Consider the following 24,445-nt stretch of genomic DNA (forward strand, 5'->3'; position numbering starts at 1 on the left):
TGTATATATTATAGTGAGGTATAGATATGAAAAATATTCCTAAAATTCTTTTATCCGTGGTATTGGTTGTGGCGCTGGCGTTTTCTTTTTCGTCTTGCTCAAAAAGTGTTGAGTTGACAGAGGAAAATGTGATTGAAACTGTTGCCGTTGTTGAGGAGTCATTAAAGAAATTCGACACTAAAAAACTTGAAAAATATGTCAATTCCTCAACTTTGAGCACAATTATGAGATATGCAGATAAGCATAAGCAGTTCAAGGAACTCGGAAAGGCTATTTTTAGCGATTTGAGCATAACGGTTGATGATGTTGACATCAAAAATCAGACCGTTACCGTAACCGTGAAAAACAAGGATTTGAGTTCGGTGGCATCGGATTTTGCCGAAAAATTAAAAAATAATTACTCTGCGGTTCAGTTGCTTAACAAACTTGATGATGACGATTTTCTTGATTTTTCACTCAATCAACTTGTTGAGTCTATGGATGCCGTTGATGACGAAACCGAAGTAACCGTTACACTCAATGTTAAAAAAGGCGACAAAAATCTTGTTTTGACATTTGATGACGATTCCGAGGACGCAGTTTCGGGCGGAGCATTGACGGCAATAAAGAATATATATAAATAAGATAAATATTTACTTGAGATAAAATAATAATTGACAATTTGCTACCGATGTGGTATCATATCAAAGTATGCAAATGCAAAATACTAATTCCTATTTTGAGGTGAAATAAATGGCTAACAAATTTGTAACAGCTATTTTCGGAGATTACTCAAAGCATGAGGTAAAGAAGCTCCGCAAAACAGTTGACAAGATTAATGCTCTTGAAGAAAAGTACAAGAGCATGGATGACAAGGAGCTTGCAGCACAAACTCCTGTCCTTAAAGAAAGACTTGCAAACGGAGAAACTCTTGACGATATTCTTCCTGATGCGTTTGCGGTTTGCCGTGAGGCAAGCTCCCGTGTTCTCGGTATGCGTCACTTTGATGTTCAGCTTATCGGTGGTATCGTTCTTCATCAGGGCAGAATTGCCGAAATGAAGACCGGTGAAGGTAAGACTCTTGTTGCTACACTTCCGGCTTATCTTAACGCACTTTCAGGCGAGGGCGTACATATCGTTACCGTTAACGACTACCTTGCAAAGCGTGACTCCGAGTGGATGGGCAAGATTTATCGTTTCCTCGGCTTGAGCGTTGGACTTATCGTTCATGAAAAGAGCGATGCAGAGCGCCAGGAAGCATATAATGCAGACATTACTTATGGAACAAATAACGAGATGGGCTTTGACTATCTTCGTGACAATATGGTTCCTTACAAAGAGCGTAAGGTTCAGAGAGGTCATTCATTCGCAATCGTCGATGAAGTTGACTCAATCCTTATTGATGAGGCTCGTACTCCTCTTATCATTTCAGGTAAGGGCGACGCTTCAACAGACCTTTATCGTCAGGCAGACATCTTTGCAAATACCCTTACAATGACAAAGGTTGCAAAGACTGATGACAAGCAGGACACTGAAGAACAGTACGAAGGCGACTATGTAGTTGACGAAAAGGCAAAGACAGCAACCCTCCTTAAGAGCGGTGTTGAAAAGGCTGAAGCATTCTTTAAGGTTGATAACCTTATGGATATTGAGCACACAACTCTCCGTCACCATATCGACCAGGCTATCAAGGCTCACGGTGTTATGACAAGAGATATCGACTATGTAGTTAAAGACGGTCAGGTTAAAATCGTTGACGAATTTACAGGTCGTATCATGGAAGGCCGTAGATATAACGAGGGTCTTCACCAAGCTCTTGAAGCCAAGGAAGGCGTAAAGGTTGAGCACGAGAGCAAGACTCTTGCAACCATCACATTCCAAAACTACTTCCGTTTGTACAAGAAGCTTTCAGGTATGACCGGTACAGCTTCAACAGAAGCAAACGAATTTGACGAAATCTACAAGCTTGATGTAGTTGAAATTCCAACAAACAAGCCTGTTATCCGTGTGGACAAGCCTGATGTTATTTTCCAAACAGAAAAGGGCAAGTACTACAATGTAATTAAGCAGATTGAAGAATGCCACGCAAAAGGACAGCCTGTTCTTGTTGGTACAATCAGCATTGAAAAGTCAGAAGAACTTTCAAAACTCTTGAAGAAGGAAGGCATTGAGCATAAGGTGCTCAACGCAAAGAACCACGAAAAGGAAGCAGAGATTGTTGCACAGGCAGGTAAGTTCGGTGCTGTTACAATCGCAACAAATATGGCAGGTCGTGGTACTGATATTATGCTCGGCGGTAACGCAGAATTCCTTGCAAAAGCTCAAATGAAGAAGATGGAATTCACAAATGAGCAAATCAGAGAAGCAACAGGCTTCGGCGACACTGATGATGAGGACATCCTTCGTGCTCGTAAGACATTTATCGAGCTTGAAGCAAAGTTCAAGGATGAAATCAAGGAAGAAGCAGATAAGGTAAGAGAAGCAGGCGGTTTGTTCATTCTCGGTACAGAAAGACACGATGCTCGCCGTATCGACAATCAGCTTCGTGGTCGTTCGGGTCGTCAGGGTGATCCGGGTACAAGCCAGTTCTTCCTTTCACTTGAAGATGACCTTATGCGTTTGTTCGGTGGCGACAAAATGCAAAAGATGATGAGCAAGCTCACAGATGATGAGAATATGCCTATCGAATCCCGTCTTATCTCAAAGACAATTGAGTCATCACAGCAAAAGGTAGAGGGCAAGAACTTTGCTATTCGTAAGAACACTCTTCAATACGATGATGTTATGAACCGTCAAAGAGAGCTTATCTACAATCAGCGTGATCAGGTTCTTGACGGTGTTGACCTTACAGAAACTGTTAACAAGATGCTCGACACAAATATTGAAGAAACAGTTACAAACTATTTCACAGGCGAATCAAAGGCCGACTGGAATGTTGACGGCTTGAGAGAGAAGTACAAGGATTGGAACATTGCAACTGATGATGACTTCAAGGATGTTGAGTCACTCACAATTGCAGACACGGTTGAACTTCTCCAAGACAGAGGTCACAAGATTCTTGAAGAAAAGGAAAAAGTACTCGGCTACGATATGTTCCAAGACTTCGAGAGAATGGTTATCCTCAGAAATGTTGATACATATTGGATGGATCACATTGACGCTATGGAAGACTTGAAGCAGGGTATTCACCTTCGCTCTTATGCTCAAAAAGATCCTGTTGTTATCTTCCGTATGGAATCATATGATATGTTTGATGAAATGACATCACTCATCAGAGAAGATACAGCAAAGATGATGCTCACACTTATGCCTATCCATAAGTCAGATGTTCAGCGTAAGGCAGTTGCACAGGTTACTTCAACAACTTCAGGCGGCGAAGATCCTGAAACTGCAAAGGCTGTTACAATCCGTAAGGATAAGAAGATTGGTCCAAACGATCCATGTCCATGCGGAAGCGGATTGAAGTATAAGAAGTGCTGCGGTTCTCCTGCAAAGCTTGCAGAGGCTGCTCTTGAGGCAGATAAGAAGCACAAGGAAGAAAAGCGCAGAATTAAGCCAAGATTAAAGTAATCAAATAGGAATTTTGAAAGCGATTCGATTTTCGAATCGCTTTTTTACTTATATAATATATAATAATATTACATTATATATATGTTACTTTCTGTCGTTTTTTTGGCATATTGCAGGATTTTGATATAAATAAACAGCATTTGTAAAAATTACATAGTTTTTTATTGAAATAGTGTAATTCTTTTGTTATAATCAATATATATTTACATTAAACGGAGTGATTATTATGCCCAATGTTATAAACTATATTGAAAAATACGGAGATACTTCTTTTTGCTCTGTACCATTCAGTGAGGCAGATAATGTTGCGTTGTGCGATATGTACTATATGCCACTTGACCTTGTTGTGACAGAGAGTTTTGATGATGAGCCTATGAACTATGCCGATGTTGCAAACAAGATTTTTGAACTCCGTGGCAGAAAGCACGAGCCTGTTGGTTTAGTGCTTCAAAAGTGCATAAGCGAAGTTATGATGGCAATGGCAGAAAAAAAGCGTTTTGCCGAGATGAAAGTTGTTTCTGCCGTTCGTATTTACGAAAAAGAGCCGGCTGTTCAGTTTGAGGCGGCAACATTTTTGCTTCCTAACGGAGATGTTGTTGTGCTTTTCAAGGGCACGGATGATACTCTCATCGGCTGGAAAGAGGATATAGACATCCTCACCAAAAAGGGAATTCCGTCAAATATGTTTGCAACCGAATATCTTGAAAAAGTGGCAAACAAATTCAGCGGAAACATCATAGTTTGCGGTCACTCAAAAGGTGGCTTCATTGCTCAATATGCAACCCTGTTCTGCAAAAAGGAAATCAGAGACAGAATAATAAAAGTATACAACAATGACGGTCCGGGCTTCTGGGATTATTCTTATCTCGAAAGTGATGCGTATGCAGAAATGTTGCCAAAATATCGTCATTTTGTTCCGCAATCGTCTTTTATCGGAATGATGCTTGCCCATGATTATGACTATACAGTAGTTAAGAGCGACCAAGTTTTGGGTCCGCTTCAGCACGATTTGTATTCTTGGCAGTTTGAGGGCAGACGACTAAAGAAAGTTGACGACCTTACACCGATCGGTAAACTTAACGACGGCATTTTGCGTGACTTGGTTGAAAATCTTACCGATGAGCAGGAAAAAGCGCTTGATGAAGTGTTTGATGTTGTGATTTCGGGCATAAATCAAGAGGGTTTGCTTGATGTTAAAAATAATATTATTCCGTCACTCAAGGGCGGTGTAGAGGCATGGCGTTCACTCGATAAGGATACTCAAAAGAAATTTTTGAAGATTTTTTCTTCCGCTCCGTCAATAGTTGTTAAAAATACGGAAAAGGTAAGAAAAGAAGAGAACGCAAAGCGTATCAAAAATATTTCCGATACATTGAAATATCTTAATGTATTGTTTTAAATTCGAGGTGTAATATGCGACATTTAATACGCAATATCTATTGTATGGATAAAGGCGTTGTTCTGCTGGCATTCGTTGTGCTGTCGCTCCTTTGTGCCGTGTATAAATTTTTGTTTCAGTCAAAAAAATTCAACAATTCACTTGTGGGTGTGGCGTTTGCTTTTTGTGTTGCGATGGCTCTCGGTCCGTCAATTTTGACAAGGTTTGCCGATGCTTACACACGGGAACTTGCACTTGAGCCGTTTAGGTCAATCAAGCTGTATTTCCACACCGGGTATGAGGAATGGCTGCGTGTTCTTGTGATGAATATGGCAATGTTTTATCCTCTCGGCTGTGCTTTTGCATGCTTCAATAAGCAGGTCAATATCAAGCCGTGGATGTTCTTTTGCTTTTCTTTTTTGTTAAGCGTTGCGATAGAAACCGTGCAGTATATATTCTCTCTCGGCGTCAGCGAAACGGACGATGTCATTTTCAACACCCTCGGTGCAGTTCTTGGATACTTGATAACATTTCTTTTTTACAAAATGTTTGAAAAGTCGGCAAAGGGTAATACTAAATTAGAAAATTAAACAGGCTGAAAGGCATTGTGCCGATAGCTTGAAAGGAGAAAAAATGGGAAACAAGGAAGTTAGACCTTTTGGTATGCGTGACAAAATAGGATACGGTCTTGGTGATTTCGGCTGTAATATGAGCTTCGCTTTCATCAACAACTATCTTATGGTGTTTTATGTCACTTGTATGGGAATCAAAGCAAAGCATTTTGCGATTATTATTTTGCTCGCAAAGATTTTTGATGCAATCAACGACCCGATTATCGGTGGTATTTGTGACGCTTCAAAGCCGGGCAAAGACGGTAAATTCAAGCCGTGGATTAAGTGGGCGAGTTTACCGCTTCTTGTGTCAAGCATTCTTATGTTCATCTATGCGCCAAACGCACCGTATGCACTCAAAATCGCAATGTGCCTCGGTTTGTACTGCGTGTGGAGCGTTGCTTACACAAGTGTAAATGTGCCTTATGGTTCAATGCAGTCTGTAATCACAACGCAGTCGGATGAGCGTTCGTCACTTTCAACTTGGCGAAGTGTCGGCGCAATGTTAGCACAAATCCCGGTAATGGTTTTGCTCCCGAAACTTGTTTACGATTCAAAAACTTCAAATCCACGAGGCAATGTGTTCATCTATATTGTAGGTGTAATGGGACTTATCGGCTTCGTATCGTTTATTCTTCTTCGCAAACTCACAACGGAAAGAGTTGAGCCTACGGTTAACAATGTGCAAAAGTTTAATTATTTCAAAACTCTTGCTTCATTCTTCAAGAATAAGCCTATGATGGGCGTAACAATTTCTTCGGTTGCTTATCTTGCGTTGATGATGACAGTTACAAATTCTATGCAGTATGTGTTTATGTGCTATTTCAAAAACACAAAGATTATTCCGATTGCAACCGTTATTGCAGGGCTTCCGATTGGCTTGGGTATTGTTATCACAAAACCGCTCCTCAAGAAGTTCACAAAGAAACAGCTTTGCACCTATCCGTTTGCAATTTCAGCTGTTGCGGCAGGCATTGCAACTTTTGTAAGATTTGACAACCCTTATGTTTGGATTGCATTCATCGGTGTCTCGATGTTCGGCACTTGCTTCTATCTCACTCTTATGTGGGCACTTGTTGCCGATTGTATTGATTATCAAGAAGAAAAAACAGGCAGACGAGAGGAAGGCTCAATTTATGCAACCTATTCTCTTTTCAGAAAGATTGCACAGGGCGTAGGTGCTTCAATCATCGCTCTTTCACTTGATTTGACAGGATACAGCGAAAAACTCGATGCACTTTCACAGGCAGAGGGCGTACCTGAAAAAATATACACTATGACAGGTGCATTGCCTCTTATCGGTGCACTCATTTGCTTATTTAGTATGCACTTCTTGTACAATATTAAAGATAAAAAATCGGAGGAATGATTTTGAGAAATATCATTACAATAAACGAAAATTGGTCATTTACCAAAGAAAATAAAACAGAAACAGTCAATTTGCCACACACTTGGAACGGCACAGACGGTCAGGACGGCGGAAACGATTATTATCGTGGCACTTGCATTTATCAAAAGGAAATTGCAAAAGCCGATATGCCTGACGGCGAGGAAGTTTACATTCAGTTTGACGGTGTAAATTCAAGCGCAAAGGTGCTTTTCAACGGCAGGGAAATAGCAGTTCATCACGGCGGATATTCAACCTTTAGGGCAAAACTTGACGGCATAAAGGACAGCAACACAATTGTTGTTGAAGCAGATAATTCGCCAAATGATTTTGTTTATCCACAGCAGGCAGATTTTACATTTTACGGCGGAATTTATCGCAGTGTAAAACTTATCGGCGTGCCAAAGGTTCATTTTGATTTGGACTATTACGGTGCACCGGGTATTATGGTGACCCCTGTTGTTGACGGCAAAAATGCAAAAATCAACATGCAGGCATTTGCAGACGGCGAGGTTCAGTTTGATATTATTTCAGACGGCGAGGTTGTTTGCACAAAAACCGCAAACGGCAAAAATCCGACTGCCGAGGCTGTTATAGAAGATGTCCGCCTTTGGAACGGAACAATTGACCCTTATCTTTACACGCTCAAGGCAAGCCTTCTTGTTGACGGCGTGGCTGTTGATGAAGTCAGCACAAAATTCGGTGTCCGTTCATTCAAGATTGACGCACAAAAAGGCTTTATTCTCAACGGCAGGGAATATCCGCTCCGTGGTGTTTCCCGTCATCAGGACAGACCGCAAATCGGCAACGCTCTAAATTATGAGCATCACAAGGAAGATATTGACCTTATTTGCGAAATGGGCGCAAACACAATCCGCCTTGCTCACTATCAGCACGCACAGGAATTCTATGATTTGTGCGATGAAAGGGGTCTTGTTATTTGGGCGGAAATTCCGTATATTTCCCGCCATATGCCAAACGGTGTTGAAAACACAAGAACGCAGATGACCGAGCTTATCTGCCAAAATTATAACCATCCGTGCATCGTCACTTGGGGATTGTCAAACGAGATTACCATGGGCGGAGCAAGTGACAAGAGTTTGATTGATAATCACAAAATGCTCAATGACCTTGCCCATTCGCTTGATAAAACCCGACCGACTACTCTTGCGGCACTCACAATGTGTGGCATAGATGAGGAATATGTGCACATTTCCGACATTTTGTCATATAACCATTATTTCGGTTGGTACGGCGGTAATGTTTCAATGTACGGTCCGTGGTTTGATGATTTCCACAAAAAATATCCAAACAGGGCAATCGGCATAAGCGAATACGGTTGCGAGGCGCTTAATTGGCACACCTCAACTCCTGAACAGGGCGACTATACCGAGGAATATCAGGCGTATTATCACGAGGAGGTAATCAAGCAGATTATCGACCGTCCGTATTTGTGGGCAACTCATGTTTGGAATATGTTTGATTTTGCCGCAGACGCACGAAGCGAGGGCGGTGAAAACGGTATGAATCACAAGGGTCTTGTGACCTTTGACCGCAAGTACAAAAAGGACAGTTTTTATGCTTATCAGGCTTGGCTTTCGGACAAGCCTATGGTGCACATTTGCTCAAAGAGATATGTTGACCGAGTTGAACCTGTAACAAAAGTTACCGTTTATTCAAATCAAAACGAGGTTGAACTTTTTGCAAACGGCAAAAGTGTCGGCAAGCAGACAAAGGGCAAGTATCCGTTCTTCTATTTTGAAGTTGAAAATGCAGGCGAAACCGCACTTGTTGCCAAAGCGGGCGAGTGCGAGGACACCGCTGTTATCAAAAAGGTTGACACTTTCAACGAGGCTTATAGAATGGCGGAGGAGGGTGCAGTTATCAACTGGTTCGAGATTGACACCCCTACGGGTTACTTTTCCATAAACGACACTTTGGGCGATATTATGTCAACCTTTAGGGGCAAAATCGTGCTTCTCAGTATGATTCCGATGCTCAAAAAGGCACTTTCGTCACCCGATAAGCCAAAGGAGAAAAAGGAAAAAGAAAAATCTTCGGGCGGTATGTCGGTTATGGGCTTCAAGATTAACAAAACCATGCTCGACATTGCCAAGGGATTTGCGCTCAAGCGTGCGTTCTCGATGCTCGGCGGAAAGTTCACAAAAGAGCAAATTCTCACAATCAATAAGCGCCTTAATAAGATTAAGAAAAAATCATAACCGCTTCACAGTTCCTCTTTTTGCTATTAAGGGGAACTGTTTTGGTATTTTTTGTTGTTTTATTACCAATTGTTGACAATAACGATGGTTTAAGTTATTCTAAAATTAAGAGTTAAACTTTTTTAACAAAGCAGAGGGTATATAAAAAATTTAAGTTTGGAATGAGGTGCTATTATGAAAAAGTTAACGAGCATTTTGTTGGCAAAGATGCTTTTTCAAACAGCAAAAATATCACAAAAATCACACTCGGCAAAAGAATTGAGCGAATCGGCAAAGACGCATTCAAGGGCACAAAGTTCTACAAAAACAATGCAAAAACCGTTTCAAACGCAAAATACATCGGCAAATATCTTTGCGAGGGTGTTTACGGCAAAAAGAGTGTAAAGGTCAAAAACGGAACAACTGTTATTGCTGACGGTGCGTTTGATTTTGGCGACAGAAAGTCGAAACTTGAGAAAATCGCTTTGCCGTCAAGCCTCAAGACTATCGGCGACATAGCGTTTAAGAATTCAAAATTAAAGACTGTGACCATTCCTAAAAATGTGAAATATATCGGCAATCAGGCATTTTTAGGCAACAAGAAGATTGAAAAGTTCAAGGTCAACAACGACAGCAAGTATTTCTCTGTAACATCGGGTGTGCTCTTTAACAAGAAAAAGTCGGAAATTATCGTTTATCCGTCTGCATCATCACGCACGGCGTATTCTTTGCCAAATAGCGTGAGATATATTGCTCCGTATACTTTTGCAGGTGCAAAAAATATTAAGAGCGTAAAGCTGAACAAAGGTCTTGTGTTCATCGGCGAGCTTGCATTCCTCGATTGCAAAAATCTCGACAGCGCAACCGTTCCCGATTCTGTAAGACGAATTTGCTCAATGGCATTCGGTGCAGTTTCCGCAAATGAAGGTTCGTTTGTGTCAAAGCAGTTTACACTGTACGGCAGTGCTTCAAGCGTGGCAAAACGCTTTTGCGAGGCGCAGGAACTCGACCACCAAGGCTACCACGCACCGATATTTCAAGAACTCTGATTTCATCGGTTAAAAATATAAATAATAGTGAGAAGAATTTTGCCATGGGCATGGAGGGAAAACAATGAACAAAAAACTCGTAAAGAAAATATGCTTGTCCGTGTTGGGTGTTGCAATTCTTGCATTGGCAATCACTGCGATTGTGTTTTTTGCAAAGCTCAGCGACAGCTCACCGCTTGAAATTGCTGACAAACCAAGCGAAAATATAACCGCAGATCAACCGTTTGTGCAAGGTGTCAGCGGAGGCAGTGAAAATTTCCGTATTCCCGCAATCATAACTCTTGACAGTGGCAGACTTGTAGCTGCTGTTGATGCCAGGTACGACCAAACGCAGGACGGTGGCGGACTTGATACCGTGGTTGCTTACAGTGACGACAATGGCAAAACTTGGAACAGCTACACAGCGAATTTCCTCGGCGACAACGGAAACAAATATTCCACCGAATCAACTGCATTTATCGACCCTGAATTGTTGACAGACGGCAAAAATGTTTGGATGATGACAACATTTTATTCGGGCGGAGTTGCTTTGTCGGACTACACAGGACTTAAGGCTGCCGTTGACAAGCCTGCATTTGATGATGACGGAATGTTGCTGCTTTCAAAAAATCACGGTTTGAGCTATAAGTACAAGGTTGATGTTGAGAATTTTGAAAACGGTTATTCAAGCATTTTGAGTATTGACGGCGAGGACACAGGCTACAAGATTGACGAATACTATTTCTTATATGACGAAAACAGCGAAAAAATCGGCAACATTTTTTACATCAAATCAAAGTCGGTATTTTCAGTTGTGCAAACAACATTTTTGTATATGACAAAGTCGGTTGACGGCGGTGCAAGTTTCGGTGCTCCGAGATTGATAAATGTTAAAAATGCGGACGAACCGTTCTATGGTGCTGCACCGGGCAGAGGACTTGTTGCGTCAGACGGCACTATGATTTTGTCGGCATATTTTGCAAATATCAAAAAAGGACTTCAGTTTTCGTCGTTCATTTATTCAAATGACGGTGGCGAAACTTGGCAGAGAAGCGACAATTTGCCGTTCAATGAGCAGTGTGAATATTCGGGCGAAAACCAAATTGTTGAGCTTCCAAACGGCAATTTGCGTTGCTTTTTCAGAAACAACAGCAATAGAATTACTTATGTTGACGCTGTCAAAAAAGACGGAAAATACACCTGGGGCGAGATTGTCATTACCGATATTGAGTCAACAAGCAGTTGTATGCTCAGTGCTGTCAGCGTTGCAAAAGACGGCAAAAACTACATTCTCGTGTCCTGCCCAACGGGTACAGAAACCGATGATAAGGGCGAAACAAAGCACGCAAGAACAGACGGAAAAATCTTTGCATTTGCCTTGGACGAGGCAGGCAATATGACTCTTGCAAATACAACTTCAGTCAAAAAAGATGCGTTTTTGTATTCCTGTATGACTGTGACAAAGGATGGAAACATCGCAATGCTATACGAAAGCGAGGTCGGCGAAATCACATTCGCAACCTACCAACTTTCGGATTTGTCTTTAATTGATGTTCAGTTTAAAAGTTCATATAATTAACTTAGATAATAAAACAGGGGTGGTGCCAATGTACTTCTAAATTAAATTTTATCATATAAATGAAATAAAAATTATATATTTAGAAAGAAGGTTCAATTATGAAAAAAATATTTTCACTCTCATTAGCAATAATAATCTGTGCAATTAGTATCGTTAATTATTTTCCAGTATATGCAAATGAAGGAAATAATTCTATAAATAATAAAGTAATAATTACAAGAGAAGAAAAAATGCTTTTCAGTAATTATTTTTTGAAAATAATCAAGAGTTTGAAGAAATATTATCTGCAATGACAAACCAAGAAACTTCAGCACATTCACTTAATGAATATATGAAATTATCAAATAATGAATTTAATGAAGAAGAGATAAATTGTATAATAAAAAATATATTTATTGCAGATGAATATGTAAAAGAAGAATCAAATAATCATGATTACTCAATTCAACCATTGTGGAATAAAGATACTGTTCATAACAGTAAAACTGCAGAATTGGCTAAACAATATTTTTCAACAACAGTTGCAAATAAAATAGGAACTTATAATAGAGAAGTAGATATAGAATATTCAGCAACAAAGGGATTCGTATTTAATACACCTTGTAAATATATTCATTTCAATGAATATGCATCTGGTAGTGACGATAGCAGAGATTATGTAGCGTCAATGTGGTTTGTTTCAAGTGAATTAGCTTGGAAAAAAGGACAAAAAGAAAATGCATATATGTATTTAGGATATGCATTGCATCCATTACAAGATAAAGAAGCACACGGACAAATTGACAGAGGAGAAAAATATCCTGCACACACTTATATAGTAGGAAGTAATAGACATCATGCTGATGACGAAACGGATTGGGAATGGACAAACAGTAATAGAAATGAATTAAAAAAAGTTCCAGGAAGTAGAGCAAGATATAATGCGACTGTATCAGTAACAAAAACATGGCTTGCAAAATATAGCAAAATATTTACTTGATTTCAGATGATTTATATGAAAACTTTATTTAAAAATTTTCTGCCTTTTGTTTCTTATTGGGCATTTGCGGGCATATTTTTGCTTTTGCCTGCATTAGTTTTTTCATTTGTCAGCAATACAACAACCGAAACTGACAAATCCATTTTGAGTTTTTCTTGTATTATTTCCTGTTTGGTTTTCATTGTTTGCAATATTTTAATCGGTTTAAAATGCAAATTGAAAGAATTTTTAACAGGATTTATTTTGCTTGAAATTCAACTTGGTGTTTTTGCTGTTTTGATTTTTACGAGCGACTTCTATCAAACTTTTGCTCCATTTAATATCATTTTCGGCAATGCAAAATATTTATTTTTAAATGAAATTTTTGCGCTCGTTTTTTCCTTATTATTACCTTTGAGCGTGTTTATCGGCTATTGCTTGCAAAAGAAAAATATATTTGTCGGCAAGAGTAAAACAAATTCAAACGCAAAAACACTCTCTAAAACCATACTCAAAAACACTTTTTCTATACTAACATATTGGATTCTGGTATTTTTCTTCGTGTTTTCAATTCCTGTATTTTCGGTATTTGTGCCCGAAAATATCAACACTCATCTTAACATAATTTTGTTGTGTGTTTTCATTATTTTGTTTGTACTTTTCACTTTTGTAATTGGTTTCAAGCAAAAATTGAGTGAATTTATCGGTGGTTTTGTTTTGCTCGAACTTCAACTGCTCGTTTTTGGAATTTTAATTTTTGCAAAAGGGTATAACAATCTTATATATTTCAATATTCCTTATTGCTGTTTTGAAATGATGCATATTAACGGAGTTTTAAGTCTTATTTTATCCTTACTTTTACCTACTGTCAGCACATTTTCAGGCTACTTTGTGCAGAAAAAAGCAAATGATGATAGTAAGTAAAAATTATAAAAGTTGTTTATATGTAGTTTTTAAGCGATAAGTCGGCGAAATCACATTCGCAACCTACCAACTTTCGGATTTATTAGGCTAAACAAAACCGCCGATTTGTGAACATTCACAAATCGGCGGTTTTTTATTTTTTTTAAAAAAATAAAGACCGGAAAGTTCCGATCTTTGATGGTCGAGGTGACAGGACTTGAACCTGCGGCATCCTGCTCCCAAAGCAGGCACTCTAGCCAAACTGAGTTACACCTCGATATGATTATTAAGTTTTTGAGGTCTTGCTCTGTTGTGATTTGGTCGCCCTCTTGCAAAATCGTCGCACTGTACACTGCCGTGTCCATTGCTCTGTTTTGCTGCGCTTCCTCAAGCTCCCTTTATCTGCCACCGGTAGCGGTCGTTTTCGTCACCCAAAGCAGGCACTCTAGCAAAACTGAGTTACACCTCGAAGTATATTAATGAGCGGTGCTCATTGCTTGTTATATGTAAAACTCCCGAAGGAGTGTTACTGCTTGATTTCCTAATGCTTTGAAATTATACTATAAAAATAAGCATATGTCAAGGATTATTTTTGATTTTTTTAATTTTTTATGAAATATATTTTATTTGATGTTCGTTTGTGGTAAAATGTTTAAGAAATATTATTGCTTTTCGTGAGGTGATTTTCTTGAATTGGGATTTTAATTTGCCTGTAAAACTTGCATTTGGCGTTGGAAGGCATAAGGAATTGTCCGCATTTATTGATGAAATCGGCGGTCAGGTCGGAGTGCTTGTTTGCTCTCGTTCATTTGCAAAAAACGGACTTGCCGATGAATTTGTTTCGCTTGCAAACGGCAGAATTAAGGCGGTTTTCTCCGATATAAGACCTAACCCTACCACAGATAATGTTAATGCTTGCGTTGCGGTTATGCGAGAGGTTAACGCAGATTTTGCCGTGGCTCTCGGTGGTGGTTCGCCTATGGATTGCTGTAAGGCGGCTTGTGCCATTGCAAAGGGTGATGACTTAATCGAACCGTATCACAGCGGTGGAAAGCCTGTCAGTTCGGCAGAAGCAATACCAATGATTGCCGTTGCCACAACTTCGGGAACTGCAAGCGAGGTCACAAATATTTCTGTGCTTACCGACACGGCGAAAAATTTGAAACAACCGATGAACGACCCGGCAATGTATCCGAAAATTGCGGTTATCGACCCTGTGTTGACACTCACTGTGCCGCCGCAGGTTACGGCTTCGACAGGTCTTGATGTGTTGTCCCACGCAATCGAAAGCTATTGGGCAACTCTCAATCAACCGATTTGTTCTGCGTGTTCAATTTATTCCGCTCGACTTGTTTTTGAATATTTGGAGCGTGCGTACAATCATCCTGACGACCTTGAGGCAAGAGAAAAAATGGCGGAGGCTTCTATTGTTGCGGGTGTTGCGTTCAGCCATCCGAGAACAACAGGTTCTCACGCTTGCTCTTTTCCGCTGACTAATATCTATGGTGTGCCTCACGGCGAGGCTTGTGCGTTCACTCTTGATTATTTTGTCAAGTTCAATGCCGAGCACGCCGATGCTGACGGCAGAATTTCTGCATTCGCAAGGGATTGTGGATTTGAGTCACCGCAGGCTATGGCAGATGAAATTTCTGCTATGAAGAAGCGAATGGGTATGCGTTCAACACTTGAAGAAATCGGATGCACAACCGATGAGCAAATTGACGAGCTGACAAAAAAGAGTATGTCAATGCTTATGAAACGAAATCCTATTGAACTTACCGAAGAAGATATATATAATATGTATATAGCATTGAGGTATTAATTATTTATTTGAAAGGAAAAATTATGATTAAAATCAGTGATAGTGTAAAATATATTGGCGTAAACGATTACGATATTGACCTTTTTGAGGGTCAGTATAAACTCGAAAAGGGAATGGCGTATAATTCTTATGTCATCTTTGACAAAAAAGTTGCTGTTATGGACACGGTTGACAAAATTGCTGTTGACAGATGGCAGGAATATTTGAGCGAAGCGTTGGGCGACAGGAAGCCTGATTATCTCGTTGTTCAACATCTTGAGCCTGACCACAGCTTTGGCATTCAGGCAATTGCGGATAAATATCCTGAAATGAAGCTTGTTATGTCGGCTGTTGCGCTCAGAATGTTGCCACAGTTCTGCGATGTTGACCCGTCAAGAGTTATCGCCGTCAAAGAGGGCGACACTCTTGAACTCGGCTCACACACATTGAATTTTGTTATGGCTCCTATGGTTCATTGGCCGGAAGTTATGGTTTCGTATGAAAGCAGTGAAAAGATTTTGTTCTCTGCCGATGCGTTTGGCAAATTCGGCACAGTTGACGCTGATGAGGCTTGGAACTGCGAAGCAAGAAGATATTATTTTAACATTGTCGGCAAATACGGTAAGCCTGTTCAAACATTGCTCGGCAAGGCAGCAAAGCTTGATATAGCAACAATTTGTCCGCTTCACGGTCCTGTTCTTAAGGATACTATTCCGGAAGTTGTTGACCTTTACAAAAAGTGGTCTACATACGAGCCTGAAAATGAGGGCGTGTTCATTGCCTGTGCTTCAATCCACGGCAACACTTGGACGGCTGCCCAAAAGTTGAAAGAAATTCTTGAAGTAAAGGGTTGCCCAAGAGTTGCAATTGCCGACCTCACTCGTGATGACCTTGCAGAAGCGGTTGAGGACGGATTCCGCCACAGTGTGCTTGTTTGTATGGCTTCGTCGTACGATGCAGGCGTGTTTACTCCTATGGAGAATTATCTCAACCGTCTTGAACATAAGGCTTTTCAAAACAGAACTGTTGCCCTTGTTGAAAATGCTTCGTGGGCACCAAGCGCAATTAAAGCGATGAAAGCACATTTTGAAAAAATGGCAAACATCACACTTGTTGACAAAACCGTGACTATCAAAACAAGACTTACCGATGCATATGTTGCCGAACTCGAAGAACTTGCAGACGAAATTATGCAGAAATTCTAAATAATTTAGGTTTTGCTTTTGTAAAAAATTCATTTGTTATAGAAAAAAGCCTTGGCAATATTCGCCAAGGCTTGAGCGTGTCGAAAAAATTTCGACACGCTTTTGTTATGTAGTCGTATTATTCACGAGAAACAAGGTCTGAATGGTAGTCCTTCATTGTAACCTTTTCTTTTTCGTTGATTGATTTGTACTTATCTTGATAATAGTTCTCAAGTGTGCGGTCGTATGTTCCGTCCGGATGAACTTCCATAACAGCGCAACCACGCTGAAGACCGTATTGATAAATGCCCATATATGCAAGATAGTCAACAGTGTATGAGTAGCCAAGCTGGATGCCGTCATACATAAATGAGATATTGTTTGTGTGGTCGTGACCAAAGAATACGCCCTTTGTTGAGCCGAGCTCTTTAATCTTCTCAAACATACCTTCGTTTTTGTCACTTGCGTAAACAACCTTGCCTGATTCACCGGTCTTGCCGTAAACATATTTTACTCGGTCGGTGTCTTTGAAGCCGTTGTCACGATATTCATAATATGCAGTTTGCATTTCCTGAATAGGAATGTGGAAGAACATCATTGATTTTGGAACTTCTCCGCCGTTTTCTTCGGTGAATGCCTTAACATTCTTTTCGTACCAATCAATTTGGTTCTTATGGATGCAGTCGTACTTCCACAATGCACCGAAGTAGTCGCCGTCAGTGTATGAGTGAGAGTCAACCATAAAGAATACTTGTGTGATTTTGCCTGCGCTGTTCTTGACCTTGATTGGGTAGTTGCCGTAGCCGTCAACATCTTCAGGACCTGATTGAAAGAGGCAGTGAGGATATTTTTCTTTGTTGCTGTAAATCTTTGAGATGTCAGCTCTGTTGAAGAAACTGTAAGCCTCTGTGTCGTGATTACCATATGTAAGGCACCAATAAACGCCCATCTTTTCCATAAGATTTGCAAAGATTTTTGCAGCATTCTTGTTGTTGAGTGTGCCTGATTGGAAAGGCACAGGATAGCCGATGTCACCCGTAACGACAACAAGGTCAGGCTTTTCGGCTCTCACCATTGCTTCAACAGCGTTGGCAGCCATAATGTCTTTCTTTGTGCTCATAAAGCCTGCACCGATATGAACATCAGAAAGCTGAACAACTTTGAAATCTTTATCGGTTGTAAATGTGTAATAGCCGTCTTTTTCATCAACTGCCGGTTTGAGCTGATTGTCATATTCAACTGCATTGATTGTTGAAATGAAGTTGTTTGTGGATTTAACTGAAATAGCATTCATAGTGGCAATAACTGCTGCAATAATTGCGATGACAATTACTATCCACATAATCACTTTTCCGAAAATTGTCCATTTTTGTTTAGCCGTTTTCTTCGGCTTTTTTGTTTTTGTTTTAGCCATGATTAAACCCCTTTAAAATTTGACTTGAAAAATTTATATTTAATTGTTAATTAAATATCTGCCTTGTTCGATAATATTTTTCACAGCCGAAACGGTAACTGCTGTGCCGATGATGATGGCAAACACACCGTCTGCTGCAAAATTTATCTTTGTGATTAGGAACAGACCCATAAGTGCAAAAGTCGTTGTTGCGCAGTCAAGAAAACTGTCGAGCACCATTGCTTTGAGAACAGGTGAGCCTGCTTTTTTGTTGAAGCAAATGTACATAATCGCCATAAGCACTTTTGCAAAAATGGTTGCAATGATGATGTACGAATATTCAACGCTGTACGCAATTCTCAAAGGATACAGCAAACGATTAAGTCCGTTGTACACAAAGTAAGCACCGGTTGCGGCTATTATCAATGAGATAACAAAGGTGCAAAGGCTTTGCGTTTTTTGAGATTTCAACTCGCTGACCTTGCGTGCAAGGAAAAAACCGAGAACGGCTATCAAGCACGAAAAAGTGTCGCCGAGATTGTTGATTGCGTCGCAGTAAATAGAAAGACTGTTTGTGCTTATTCCCACATAGAATTTTGCAAAGAATAAAAATAAGTTGAAAACAGTGCCGAGGGACACCGCTGTTAGTCCTGCTTTGTTCATCATCTGAGTTGTGTTCCGGCAGGGAGGTCAACAAAGACAACCTTAACATCGTTGTCGTTAACATCGCCTGCAAGGAGCATACCGTTGCTCATTTCTCCGCAAAGTTTTGCCGGTTTGAGGTTTGCAACGATGATTACATTTTTGCCGATGAGATCCTCCGGTTTGTACCAAGGTGCAATGCCCGATACGATTTGGCGAGGCTTTGCCGTGCCGTCATTTACCATAATTTTGAGGAGCTTCTTTGCCTTTTTGATAGGCTCACATTCTGTAACAGTTGCCACACGAAGCTCAACTTTTGCAAAATCATCAAATTCGATTTGTGCAAGTCCCTCGATTTCTTTTGGCTTTGCGGCTTCCTCGGCTTTTGCCGCTGCCTCTTGTTTCTCTGCGATTTCAGCAAGCATTTTTTCTGCATCAATTCTTGCAAAAAGAGCTTCAGCCTTGCCAACCTTTTCGCCTGATTTGAGCGCACCGAAGTTTTCAAGAGAATCGTAATCCTTTATGTCGCAGTTCATTTGAGCAAAGATTTTTTCGCTTGTTTCAGGCATAAACGGACTGAGAAGAACTGCTATATATCGGATAGCCTCAAGGAGATTGTAAAGCACTGTGCCGAGGCGAGGAAGTGACGCTTCGTCTTTTGCAAGTGCCCACGGAGTTGTTTCGTCAATATATTTGTTTGAACGCTTTGCAAGGTTGAGAACGGCCTCAACTGCATCTGCAACACGGTAGGTTTCAAAGCATTTTTCAATTTTTTTAACTGTGTTGAGTGCAAATGTTTTCAACTTGTCATCAACAGGTTCTGCAACATCGCCGGGTTGAATAACACCGTCAAAATACTTGTTCTGCATTGCGATTGTTCTGTTAACAAGGTTGCCGAAGGTGTTGGCAAGGTCAGAATTGTAGCGTTCAATAATTGTTTCGTAAGTGATAGAACCGTCTGAAGCATATGGCATTTCGGACACAAGATAGTATCTTACGGCGTCTACTCCGAGGAGTTCAACAAGGTCGTCTGCATAAATGACATTGCCTCTTGATTTGCTCATTTTGTCCTCACCAAAGAGAAGCCAAGGATGACCGAATACCTGCTTTGGAAGCGGTTCACCGAGAGCCATAAGCATAATAGGCCAATAAATTGTGTGGAATCGAACAATGTCCTTGCCTATGATGTGAACATCAGCAGGCCAATACTTTTTGTATTCGTCTGATGAACCGTCAGGGTCGTAGCCGATAGCAGTGATATAGTTTGAAAGTGCATCAATCCAAACATAAACAACATGGTCAGGGTCAAAGTCAACAGGGATACCCCATTTGAAACTTGTTCTTGAAACGCAGAGGTCCTGCAAGCCCGGTTTGATGAAGTTGTTGAGCATTTCTTTTTTTCTTGCTTCGGGATAAATGAAGTTTTCGTTTTGCTCAATGAAATCTTCAAGACGCTTTTGATATTTTGAAAGCTTGAGGAAGTATGCTTCTTCTTTGGCAGGCTTTACTTCTCTGCCACAGTCAGGGCATTTGCCGTCAACAAGCTGGCTTTCGGTCCAAAAGCTCTCGCACGGTGTGCAGTACAAGCCTTCGTAGTGACCTTTGTAAATGTCGCCTTGCTCATAGAGTTTTTTGAATATCTTTTGAACGATTCTTTCGTGCTGTTCATCTGTTGTGCGGATGAAACGGTCGTATTTTGTGTTCAAAAGGTCGCAGATGCCACGGATTTCGCTTGACACCTTGTCAACATATTCCTTTGGTGTAACACCTGCGGCTTCTGCATATTCCTCGATTTTTTGACCGTGTTCATCTGTGCCGGTAAGCATAAACACATCGTAGCCCTGCAAGCGTTTGTATCTTGCAATGGCATCGGTCAACACAATTTCGTAGCTGTTGCCGATGTGAGGCTTGCGAGAAGTGTATGCTATGGCTGTTGTAATGTAAAATTTTCCTTTGTTTGCCATTATATATTTTCTCCTGTTTGACAGTTATTTTTATAAAACTTTAATGCTTGTAACTTTATCTGTTTTGAGGTCTCTTTCATTTGCTTTGCCTGTTTTTAAATCAACGGTGATTACAGATGTTATAGTATGCTTGTCAGGGTTTGTGAAAACCGCAAAGTAAGCACGATCACCCTTGTTGTTAGGGTCGTAGTCGTAAAAATAGTTAATCCATTTTTCAGGGTAGTTAACTTGAAGATTGCTTAAAGCCATAGAATCCGATAAAACATAATCTTCTTCAGGTAAAGCGGGAAGTTCAATTGGAGCATTTGATGGTCTTGTTGTATAAGTTGTTGTACCTTCGTAATGCTTGGTAGTTGTTTCACCTTTTTTTGTGGTAGTTGTACTTGCGTTTTTATCATTATTATTATTATTATTATTATTAGGTGCAGTTGTTGATATTTTGTTACCGCTGATATTTGTAACATAATAAGGCTTTGTAGGTTTTTCCTTAACCTTCTTTGCCTTTTTTGTTTTCTTCGCTGTTGTAGAGTCAGCTGTGCTGTTTGTAGTTTCGCTTCCGTCTACTGTAACGATTTCTTCGTTTGAATTTGTAACAGTCTGCTCTTGCGATGAAGAGTTGACATATTCGCCGTCAGGCTTTTTATCCTTTGCAGAACAGCCTGCAACAGTAATTGCAATTGTTGATGCAAGTGCAAGGGAGATGATTGCTTTTGTTTTCTTTTTCATAATTTATCACCTTGAATAGAATTAAATTGTGCTATGTAAAATGATGTTTTTTATTAAGAATGATTGTATCTCTTTATATAAGGTACGCTCAAAGTGCATTTATAAACTAAATGATTTGAGAGAAAGTGCTTTATCTCAAATCAAGGATGCTGCACCCTTGTCGAGCATAAGTGTCACATCCTTGTGGAACTGAAGCACCGAAGCCGGACATTGTGGAGTTACATTGCCGTCAATAAGCTGTTTGATAGCCTTTGCCTTGTTCTCGCCGATTGCGATGATGAGAATGCGCTTCGCTTGCATAATTGATCCGATGCCCATTGTTACGGCATGTGTCGGAACTTCCTCAATTGAATTGAAAAATCTTGAGTTGTCCTTGATTGTGCTTTCCTTAAGAGCTACAACATGGCTCCATCTTTGGAATGAATCAGCAGGTTCATTGAATGCGATGTGACCGTTTGAGCCGATGCCGAGAAGCTGAATGTCAATTCCGCCACATTTTTTGATTCTTTCTTCGTAAGCCTTACATTCTGCATCCATATCTTCTGCGTTGCCGTTGAGGAAATTGATGTTTTCATCAGGAATGTTGATGTGGTCAAAAAGATTTTCATACATAAAGCTGTGGTAGCTGTTCTTGTCCTTTACATCAAGGTTGCAATATTCATCAAGATTGAAGGTTGTTACCTTTGAAAAATCAACCGCACCATCTTGATAGAGTTTAATCATATGTGCATATGGCTTGAGCGGTGTTGAGCCTGTTGCAAGTCCCAATACACTGTCAGGCTTTTGCAAAACCTGACCGCACATATAGTATCCTGCGGCGATTCCGATTTGTTCTTCTGTGTCAAATGTAAGTACATTCATTTTTGAATATCTCCTTAAATCTTTTTATCTTCTTTTTTATGCTCAATTATCTTGCGGATAATCAAATTCAGTATTAAAAATATTATAGCACCGGTGACAATGCCTGCCGTGTCGAGTGCCCAGTCGGTGAACTGACAGCTTCTGCCGTCAACAAAAATCTGGTGGATTTCGTCAGTTCCCGCATATGCCGAGCCGATTGCTATGCCGAGCGGCAGCTTTTGTTTGTCGATTGAATAGTACAGTGCCGTGTTTATTAAAAACCCAAGTCCTGCAAATTCTGTGAAATGTGCAAATTTTCTGACCATATGCTCGGTTATTGCCTCGGTGTGAAACAGCCTTTGCAAAAACAGAGTTACAACGGAGCTTTGACCTGCCGATTGATTTGCCGGTCTTGACGAAAAATAAAATATGATTGCCATACAAATTGCCGTTAATATCCAAAATATAACGGCAATTGCTTTGCTTCTTTTATTTTCTTGTTGCATTTACAAAGCTCACCCTTCCTGTTCCCGGGTGGAACTGAATGTTTTTCACTCCGTTTGCCGAGGCATAGTAGCTGCTTTCGTATATCATAGGGTAAAGAGCATATGTGTCAAGTATCGTTTGCTCTGCTTGCTTCAAATATTTTGAAGATGAGGCAAGAGTGCTTTGGTTTTGTGCCTTTTTGATAAGAACGTCAACTTTTTTTGAATTGATGTCTGTTATGCCGTCGCTTGAAATTTGGCTGATGAACGATAGTGCACTGTTGCCCGTTGCAGTGAACGGTAAAAATGCAACATCATATGTGTTCTTTGCAATTTCGCTTCTTATCTCTTTTTCGGTCATTGCCTTGACCTTAAGTGTCAAAGTGATTGCTTCGCCCTTTGAATTTGTCAAATATGAGCCGAGCCCTGCTTGTACACCCTGCAATAATAGTTTTACATAGTTTTCCATATAGTCAGGGGTGAGCACTGTGACCGAAACATCGGTTGTGTCGAGAATGTCAAGTGCCTTTTTCCAATCGGTAACGCTTTTCTTTTGATTTTGCGGTGCAACTGTGTTGCCCATAGCCTTAACGGCGTTGTTGCCGTTGATAACGCAAGAGGACGGTGTGAGATTTGTTGCGGTTTTCAGATAATCTTTGTCAAATTCCTTTGGTCTGCTGAAGCCCTCACAAAATGCTTTGCGCATAGTTTTTGATTGGAACACTTCGTCATTTGTGTTGAACACAAAGCCCCAAGTGGTATCCTGATATGCTGTGTAGGTGACACCGCTGTTTTTCTTCACTTTGTCGCTGTCTTTGCCGGTGATGAATGCAGCGTCATAGTATCCGCTTTCAAGTTTTGAAACAAGGTCGTTGTTGTCTTCGTCGTTTTTGTCGGGTATTTTGAGCGTAAGCTCTGTTGCCGTTGCAGGTGACGGGCCTGTGTATCCCTTGTTTTTCTTCAAAAGATATGATGCGTCAAGAATTTGGCTGACATAAAACTGACCGTTGAACAGTGTGTATTTGCCTTCCAAACCGTATCTGCCTTTTGTTGCAACAAAGAATTGCTCGTTGCATGGCATTGCAACAGCCGATGCAAGAGTTTGCATAAAGGTGTCGTCTCTGTGTTCAAGCATAATAGTCAGGGTGTAGTCATCGTTTGCAACCGCTCCGAGTTCGGTAGGGAGCACGGCGCCTGTGTGAATTCTGTTTGCGTTTTTGATGCACGAAACCGATGCAAATTGCGGACAGTCGGTGTAGTAATAAACCGCTCTTCTCAATGCAAACACAAAGTCGTGCGCAGTGATGTCGGGATTAAATTCGTAGCCGAGCATTTGCAGGCGAGAGTCAATGAACTTTCCCTTGTTTTCGCCTTTTTCGTATTTGTCGGTGTTGATGTTCCACTTCATACCTTTGCGAATGTGGAAAGTGTAGGTCAATCCGTCATCGCTGATTTCCCACTTTTCAGCCATACCCGGAACTATTGTGCCGTCGTCGTTGATTCTGATTAATCCCTCAAAGGTGTTTTCAATAATCAAAAATTCATCGGCAGTTGAAGCAACCTGCGGGTCATAGCTGTTGACATTTGCCCCGAAAGGATAAATGAAATCAATTGAGTCCTGCTTGTTTTTACAGCCTGAAAACAGCGAAATCACAAGCAATAATGATATTAATATAGATAAAATCTTTTTCATTATAAATATAATTCCTTAAAAGAATAGTTACATTATAGCAGATTAATTACATTATTTCAATACGGAAATTGTTGCCAAACAAATAATTTTTTCTTTAGGCAATACTGACGATTTTAATCGAGT

General features: G+C 40.4%; 20 protein-coding genes and 1 tRNA gene. 13 read left to right on the forward strand and 8 right to left on the reverse strand.

Annotated elements, in window-relative coordinates; translation table 11 throughout:
- Positions 1 to 26 precede the first annotated feature (26 nt).
- The 11 genes from B5D29_RS04020 to B5D29_RS04070 all read left to right on the forward strand — a co-directional run bounded on the left by B5D29_RS04020 (position 27) and on the right by B5D29_RS04070 (position 13,615).
- Positions 27 to 623 (forward strand): hypothetical protein, encoded by a 597-nt coding sequence (locus tag B5D29_RS04020; protein WP_078768296.1) that lies wholly within the window; start codon positions 27 to 29, stop codon positions 621 to 623.
- A 109-nt stretch (positions 624 to 732) separates the two neighbouring features.
- Positions 733 to 3,549, forward strand: coding sequence for a preprotein translocase subunit SecA (secA, locus tag B5D29_RS04025; RefSeq protein ID WP_078768297.1), 2,817 nt, complete (start codon positions 733 to 735; stop codon positions 3,547 to 3,549).
- Positions 3,550 to 3,775: 226 nt separating this feature from the next.
- Entirely contained in the window at positions 3,776 to 4,948 is a 1,173-nt protein-coding gene (locus tag B5D29_RS04030; protein WP_078768298.1) for an Mbeg1-like protein, read from the forward strand.
- A 14-nt stretch (positions 4,949 to 4,962) separates the two neighbouring features.
- The gene (locus tag B5D29_RS04035) at positions 4,963 to 5,517 is read left to right on the forward strand and encodes a VanZ family protein (protein ID WP_078768299.1); all 555 of its coding nucleotides are present in this window, start codon (positions 4,963 to 4,965) and stop codon (positions 5,515 to 5,517) included.
- 43 nt (positions 5,518 to 5,560) lie between these two features.
- Entirely contained in the window at positions 5,561 to 6,907 is a 1,347-nt protein-coding gene (locus B5D29_RS04040; RefSeq protein ID WP_078768300.1) for an MFS transporter, read from the forward strand.
- A gap of 2 nt (positions 6,908 to 6,909) precedes the next feature.
- Positions 6,910 to 9,147, forward strand: coding sequence for a glycoside hydrolase family 2 protein (locus B5D29_RS04045; RefSeq protein WP_078768301.1), 2,238 nt, complete (start codon positions 6,910 to 6,912; stop codon positions 9,145 to 9,147).
- 161 nt (positions 9,148 to 9,308) lie between these two features.
- On the forward strand, positions 9,309 to 10,175 hold the full coding sequence (locus B5D29_RS04050) for a leucine-rich repeat domain-containing protein (RefSeq protein ID WP_078768302.1): 867 nt from the start codon (positions 9,309 to 9,311) through the stop codon (positions 10,173 to 10,175).
- 64 nt (positions 10,176 to 10,239) lie between these two features.
- The gene (locus B5D29_RS04055) at positions 10,240 to 11,733 is read left to right on the forward strand and encodes an exo-alpha-sialidase (RefSeq protein ID WP_078768303.1); all 1,494 of its coding nucleotides are present in this window, start codon (positions 10,240 to 10,242) and stop codon (positions 11,731 to 11,733) included.
- Between the two features lie 98 nt (positions 11,734 to 11,831).
- Positions 11,832 to 12,026, forward strand: a complete 195-nt coding sequence (locus tag B5D29_RS04060; protein ID WP_078768304.1) for a hypothetical protein — start codon at positions 11,832 to 11,834, stop codon at positions 12,024 to 12,026.
- Positions 12,023 to 12,712 carry a hypothetical protein gene (locus B5D29_RS04065; protein WP_078768305.1) on the forward strand — a complete coding sequence of 230 codons (690 nt, stop codon included), beginning with the start codon at positions 12,023 to 12,025 and terminating at the stop codon, positions 12,710 to 12,712. Before B5D29_RS04060 ends, B5D29_RS04065 begins: the two co-directional genes overlap by 4 nt.
- 6 nt (positions 12,713 to 12,718) lie before the next feature.
- The gene (locus B5D29_RS04070) at positions 12,719 to 13,615 is read left to right on the forward strand and encodes a hypothetical protein (protein WP_143406722.1); all 897 of its coding nucleotides are present in this window, start codon (positions 12,719 to 12,721) and stop codon (positions 13,613 to 13,615) included.
- Between the two features lie 178 nt (positions 13,616 to 13,793).
- On the opposite strand, the gene B5D29_RS04075 is transcribed toward B5D29_RS04070, so the two are convergent.
- Positions 13,794 to 13,871: transfer RNA gene (locus tag B5D29_RS04075), tRNA-Pro, on the reverse strand.
- Positions 13,872 to 14,282: 411 nt separating this feature from the next.
- Between B5D29_RS04075 and B5D29_RS04080 the strand changes: the two genes are divergently transcribed.
- Both B5D29_RS04080 and B5D29_RS04085 read left to right on the forward strand, forming a co-directional pair.
- Complete coding sequence (locus B5D29_RS04080; RefSeq protein WP_159443392.1) at positions 14,283 to 15,416, forward strand: iron-containing alcohol dehydrogenase family protein; 1,134 nt, start codon at positions 14,283 to 14,285, stop codon at positions 15,414 to 15,416.
- Between the two features lie 23 nt (positions 15,417 to 15,439).
- The gene (locus tag B5D29_RS04085; RefSeq protein WP_078768308.1) at positions 15,440 to 16,600 is read left to right on the forward strand and encodes an FprA family A-type flavoprotein; all 1,161 of its coding nucleotides are present in this window, start codon (positions 15,440 to 15,442) and stop codon (positions 16,598 to 16,600) included.
- 118 nt (positions 16,601 to 16,718) lie between these two features.
- Here the strand turns inward: B5D29_RS04085 and B5D29_RS04090 are convergent, their stop codons facing one another.
- The 7 genes from B5D29_RS04090 to B5D29_RS04120 all read right to left on the reverse strand — a co-directional run bounded on the left by B5D29_RS04090 (position 16,719) and on the right by B5D29_RS04120 (position 24,322).
- Positions 16,719 to 17,993 (reverse strand): metallophosphoesterase, encoded by a 1,275-nt coding sequence (locus B5D29_RS04090; RefSeq protein WP_078768309.1) that lies wholly within the window; start codon positions 17,991 to 17,993, stop codon positions 16,719 to 16,721.
- A 39-nt stretch (positions 17,994 to 18,032) separates the two neighbouring features.
- Positions 18,033 to 18,638: a cation diffusion facilitator family transporter gene (locus B5D29_RS04095; protein ID WP_078768310.1), complete on the reverse strand. Its 606-nt coding sequence runs from the start codon at positions 18,636 to 18,638 to the stop codon at positions 18,033 to 18,035.
- On the reverse strand, positions 18,635 to 20,578 hold the full coding sequence (gene metG, locus B5D29_RS04100; protein WP_078768311.1) for a methionine--tRNA ligase: 1,944 nt from the start codon (positions 20,576 to 20,578) through the stop codon (positions 18,635 to 18,637). Before metG ends, B5D29_RS04095 begins: the two co-directional genes overlap by 4 nt.
- 30 nt (positions 20,579 to 20,608) lie before the next feature.
- Positions 20,609 to 21,304, reverse strand: a complete 696-nt coding sequence (locus tag B5D29_RS04105) for a hypothetical protein (protein WP_078768312.1) — start codon at positions 21,302 to 21,304, stop codon at positions 20,609 to 20,611.
- A 135-nt stretch (positions 21,305 to 21,439) separates the two neighbouring features.
- The gene (nagB, locus tag B5D29_RS04110) at positions 21,440 to 22,165 is read right to left on the reverse strand and encodes a glucosamine-6-phosphate deaminase (protein WP_078768313.1); all 726 of its coding nucleotides are present in this window, start codon (positions 22,163 to 22,165) and stop codon (positions 21,440 to 21,442) included.
- 14 nt (positions 22,166 to 22,179) lie between these two features.
- Positions 22,180 to 22,650 (reverse strand): VanZ family protein, encoded by a 471-nt coding sequence (locus B5D29_RS04115; RefSeq protein ID WP_078768314.1) that lies wholly within the window; start codon positions 22,648 to 22,650, stop codon positions 22,180 to 22,182.
- Positions 22,634 to 24,322, reverse strand: a complete 1,689-nt coding sequence (locus B5D29_RS04120; protein ID WP_078768315.1) for an ABC transporter substrate-binding protein — start codon at positions 24,320 to 24,322, stop codon at positions 22,634 to 22,636. Before B5D29_RS04120 ends, B5D29_RS04115 begins: the two co-directional genes overlap by 17 nt.
- Positions 24,323 to 24,445: the final 123 nt, after the last annotated feature.

It is taken from the genome of Eubacterium coprostanoligenes (assembly GCF_900167205.1).
Lineage (GTDB): Bacteria > Bacillota > Clostridia > Oscillospirales > Acutalibacteraceae > Eubacterium_R > Eubacterium_R coprostanoligenes.

Excerpts from the sequence above, each read along its gene's own strand:
- B5D29_RS04020 (WP_078768296.1), top strand. The coding sequence starts at position 27 with ATGAAAAATATTCCTAAAATTCTTTTATCCGTGGTATTGGTTGTGGCG.
- secA (WP_078768297.1), top strand. The coding sequence starts at position 733 with ATGGCTAACAAATTTGTAACAGCTATTTTCGGAGATTACTCAAAGCAT.
- B5D29_RS04030 (WP_078768298.1), top strand. The coding sequence starts at position 3,776 with ATGCCCAATGTTATAAACTATATTGAAAAATACGGAGATACTTCTTTT.
- B5D29_RS04035 (WP_078768299.1), top strand. The coding sequence starts at position 4,963 with ATGCGACATTTAATACGCAATATCTATTGTATGGATAAAGGCGTTGTT.
- B5D29_RS04040 (WP_078768300.1), top strand. The coding sequence starts at position 5,561 with ATGGGAAACAAGGAAGTTAGACCTTTTGGTATGCGTGACAAAATAGGA.
- B5D29_RS04050 (WP_078768302.1), top strand. The coding sequence starts at position 9,309 with ATGAGGTGCTATTATGAAAAAGTTAACGAGCATTTTGTTGGCAAAGAT.
- B5D29_RS04055 (WP_078768303.1), top strand. The coding sequence starts at position 10,240 with ATGAACAAAAAACTCGTAAAGAAAATATGCTTGTCCGTGTTGGGTGTT.
- B5D29_RS04060 (WP_078768304.1), top strand. The coding sequence starts at position 11,832 with ATGAAAAAAATATTTTCACTCTCATTAGCAATAATAATCTGTGCAATT.
- B5D29_RS04065 (WP_078768305.1), top strand. The coding sequence starts at position 12,023 with ATGACAAACCAAGAAACTTCAGCACATTCACTTAATGAATATATGAAA.
- B5D29_RS04070 (WP_143406722.1), top strand. The coding sequence starts at position 12,719 with ATGATTTATATGAAAACTTTATTTAAAAATTTTCTGCCTTTTGTTTCT.
- B5D29_RS04085 (WP_078768308.1), top strand. The coding sequence starts at position 15,440 with ATGATTAAAATCAGTGATAGTGTAAAATATATTGGCGTAAACGATTAC.
- B5D29_RS04090 (WP_078768309.1), bottom strand. The coding sequence starts at position 17,993 with ATGGCTAAAACAAAAACAAAAAAGCCGAAGAAAACGGCTAAACAAAAA.
- B5D29_RS04095 (WP_078768310.1), bottom strand. The coding sequence starts at position 18,638 with ATGATGAACAAAGCAGGACTAACAGCGGTGTCCCTCGGCACTGTTTTC.
- metG (WP_078768311.1), bottom strand. The coding sequence starts at position 20,578 with ATGGCAAACAAAGGAAAATTTTACATTACAACAGCCATAGCATACACT.
- B5D29_RS04105 (WP_078768312.1), bottom strand. The coding sequence starts at position 21,304 with ATGAAAAAGAAAACAAAAGCAATCATCTCCCTTGCACTTGCATCAACA.
- nagB (WP_078768313.1), bottom strand. The coding sequence starts at position 22,165 with ATGAATGTACTTACATTTGACACAGAAGAACAAATCGGAATCGCCGCA.
- B5D29_RS04115 (WP_078768314.1), bottom strand. The coding sequence starts at position 22,650 with ATGCAACAAGAAAATAAAAGAAGCAAAGCAATTGCCGTTATATTTTGG.
- B5D29_RS04120 (WP_078768315.1), bottom strand. The coding sequence starts at position 24,322 with ATGAAAAAGATTTTATCTATATTAATATCATTATTGCTTGTGATTTCG.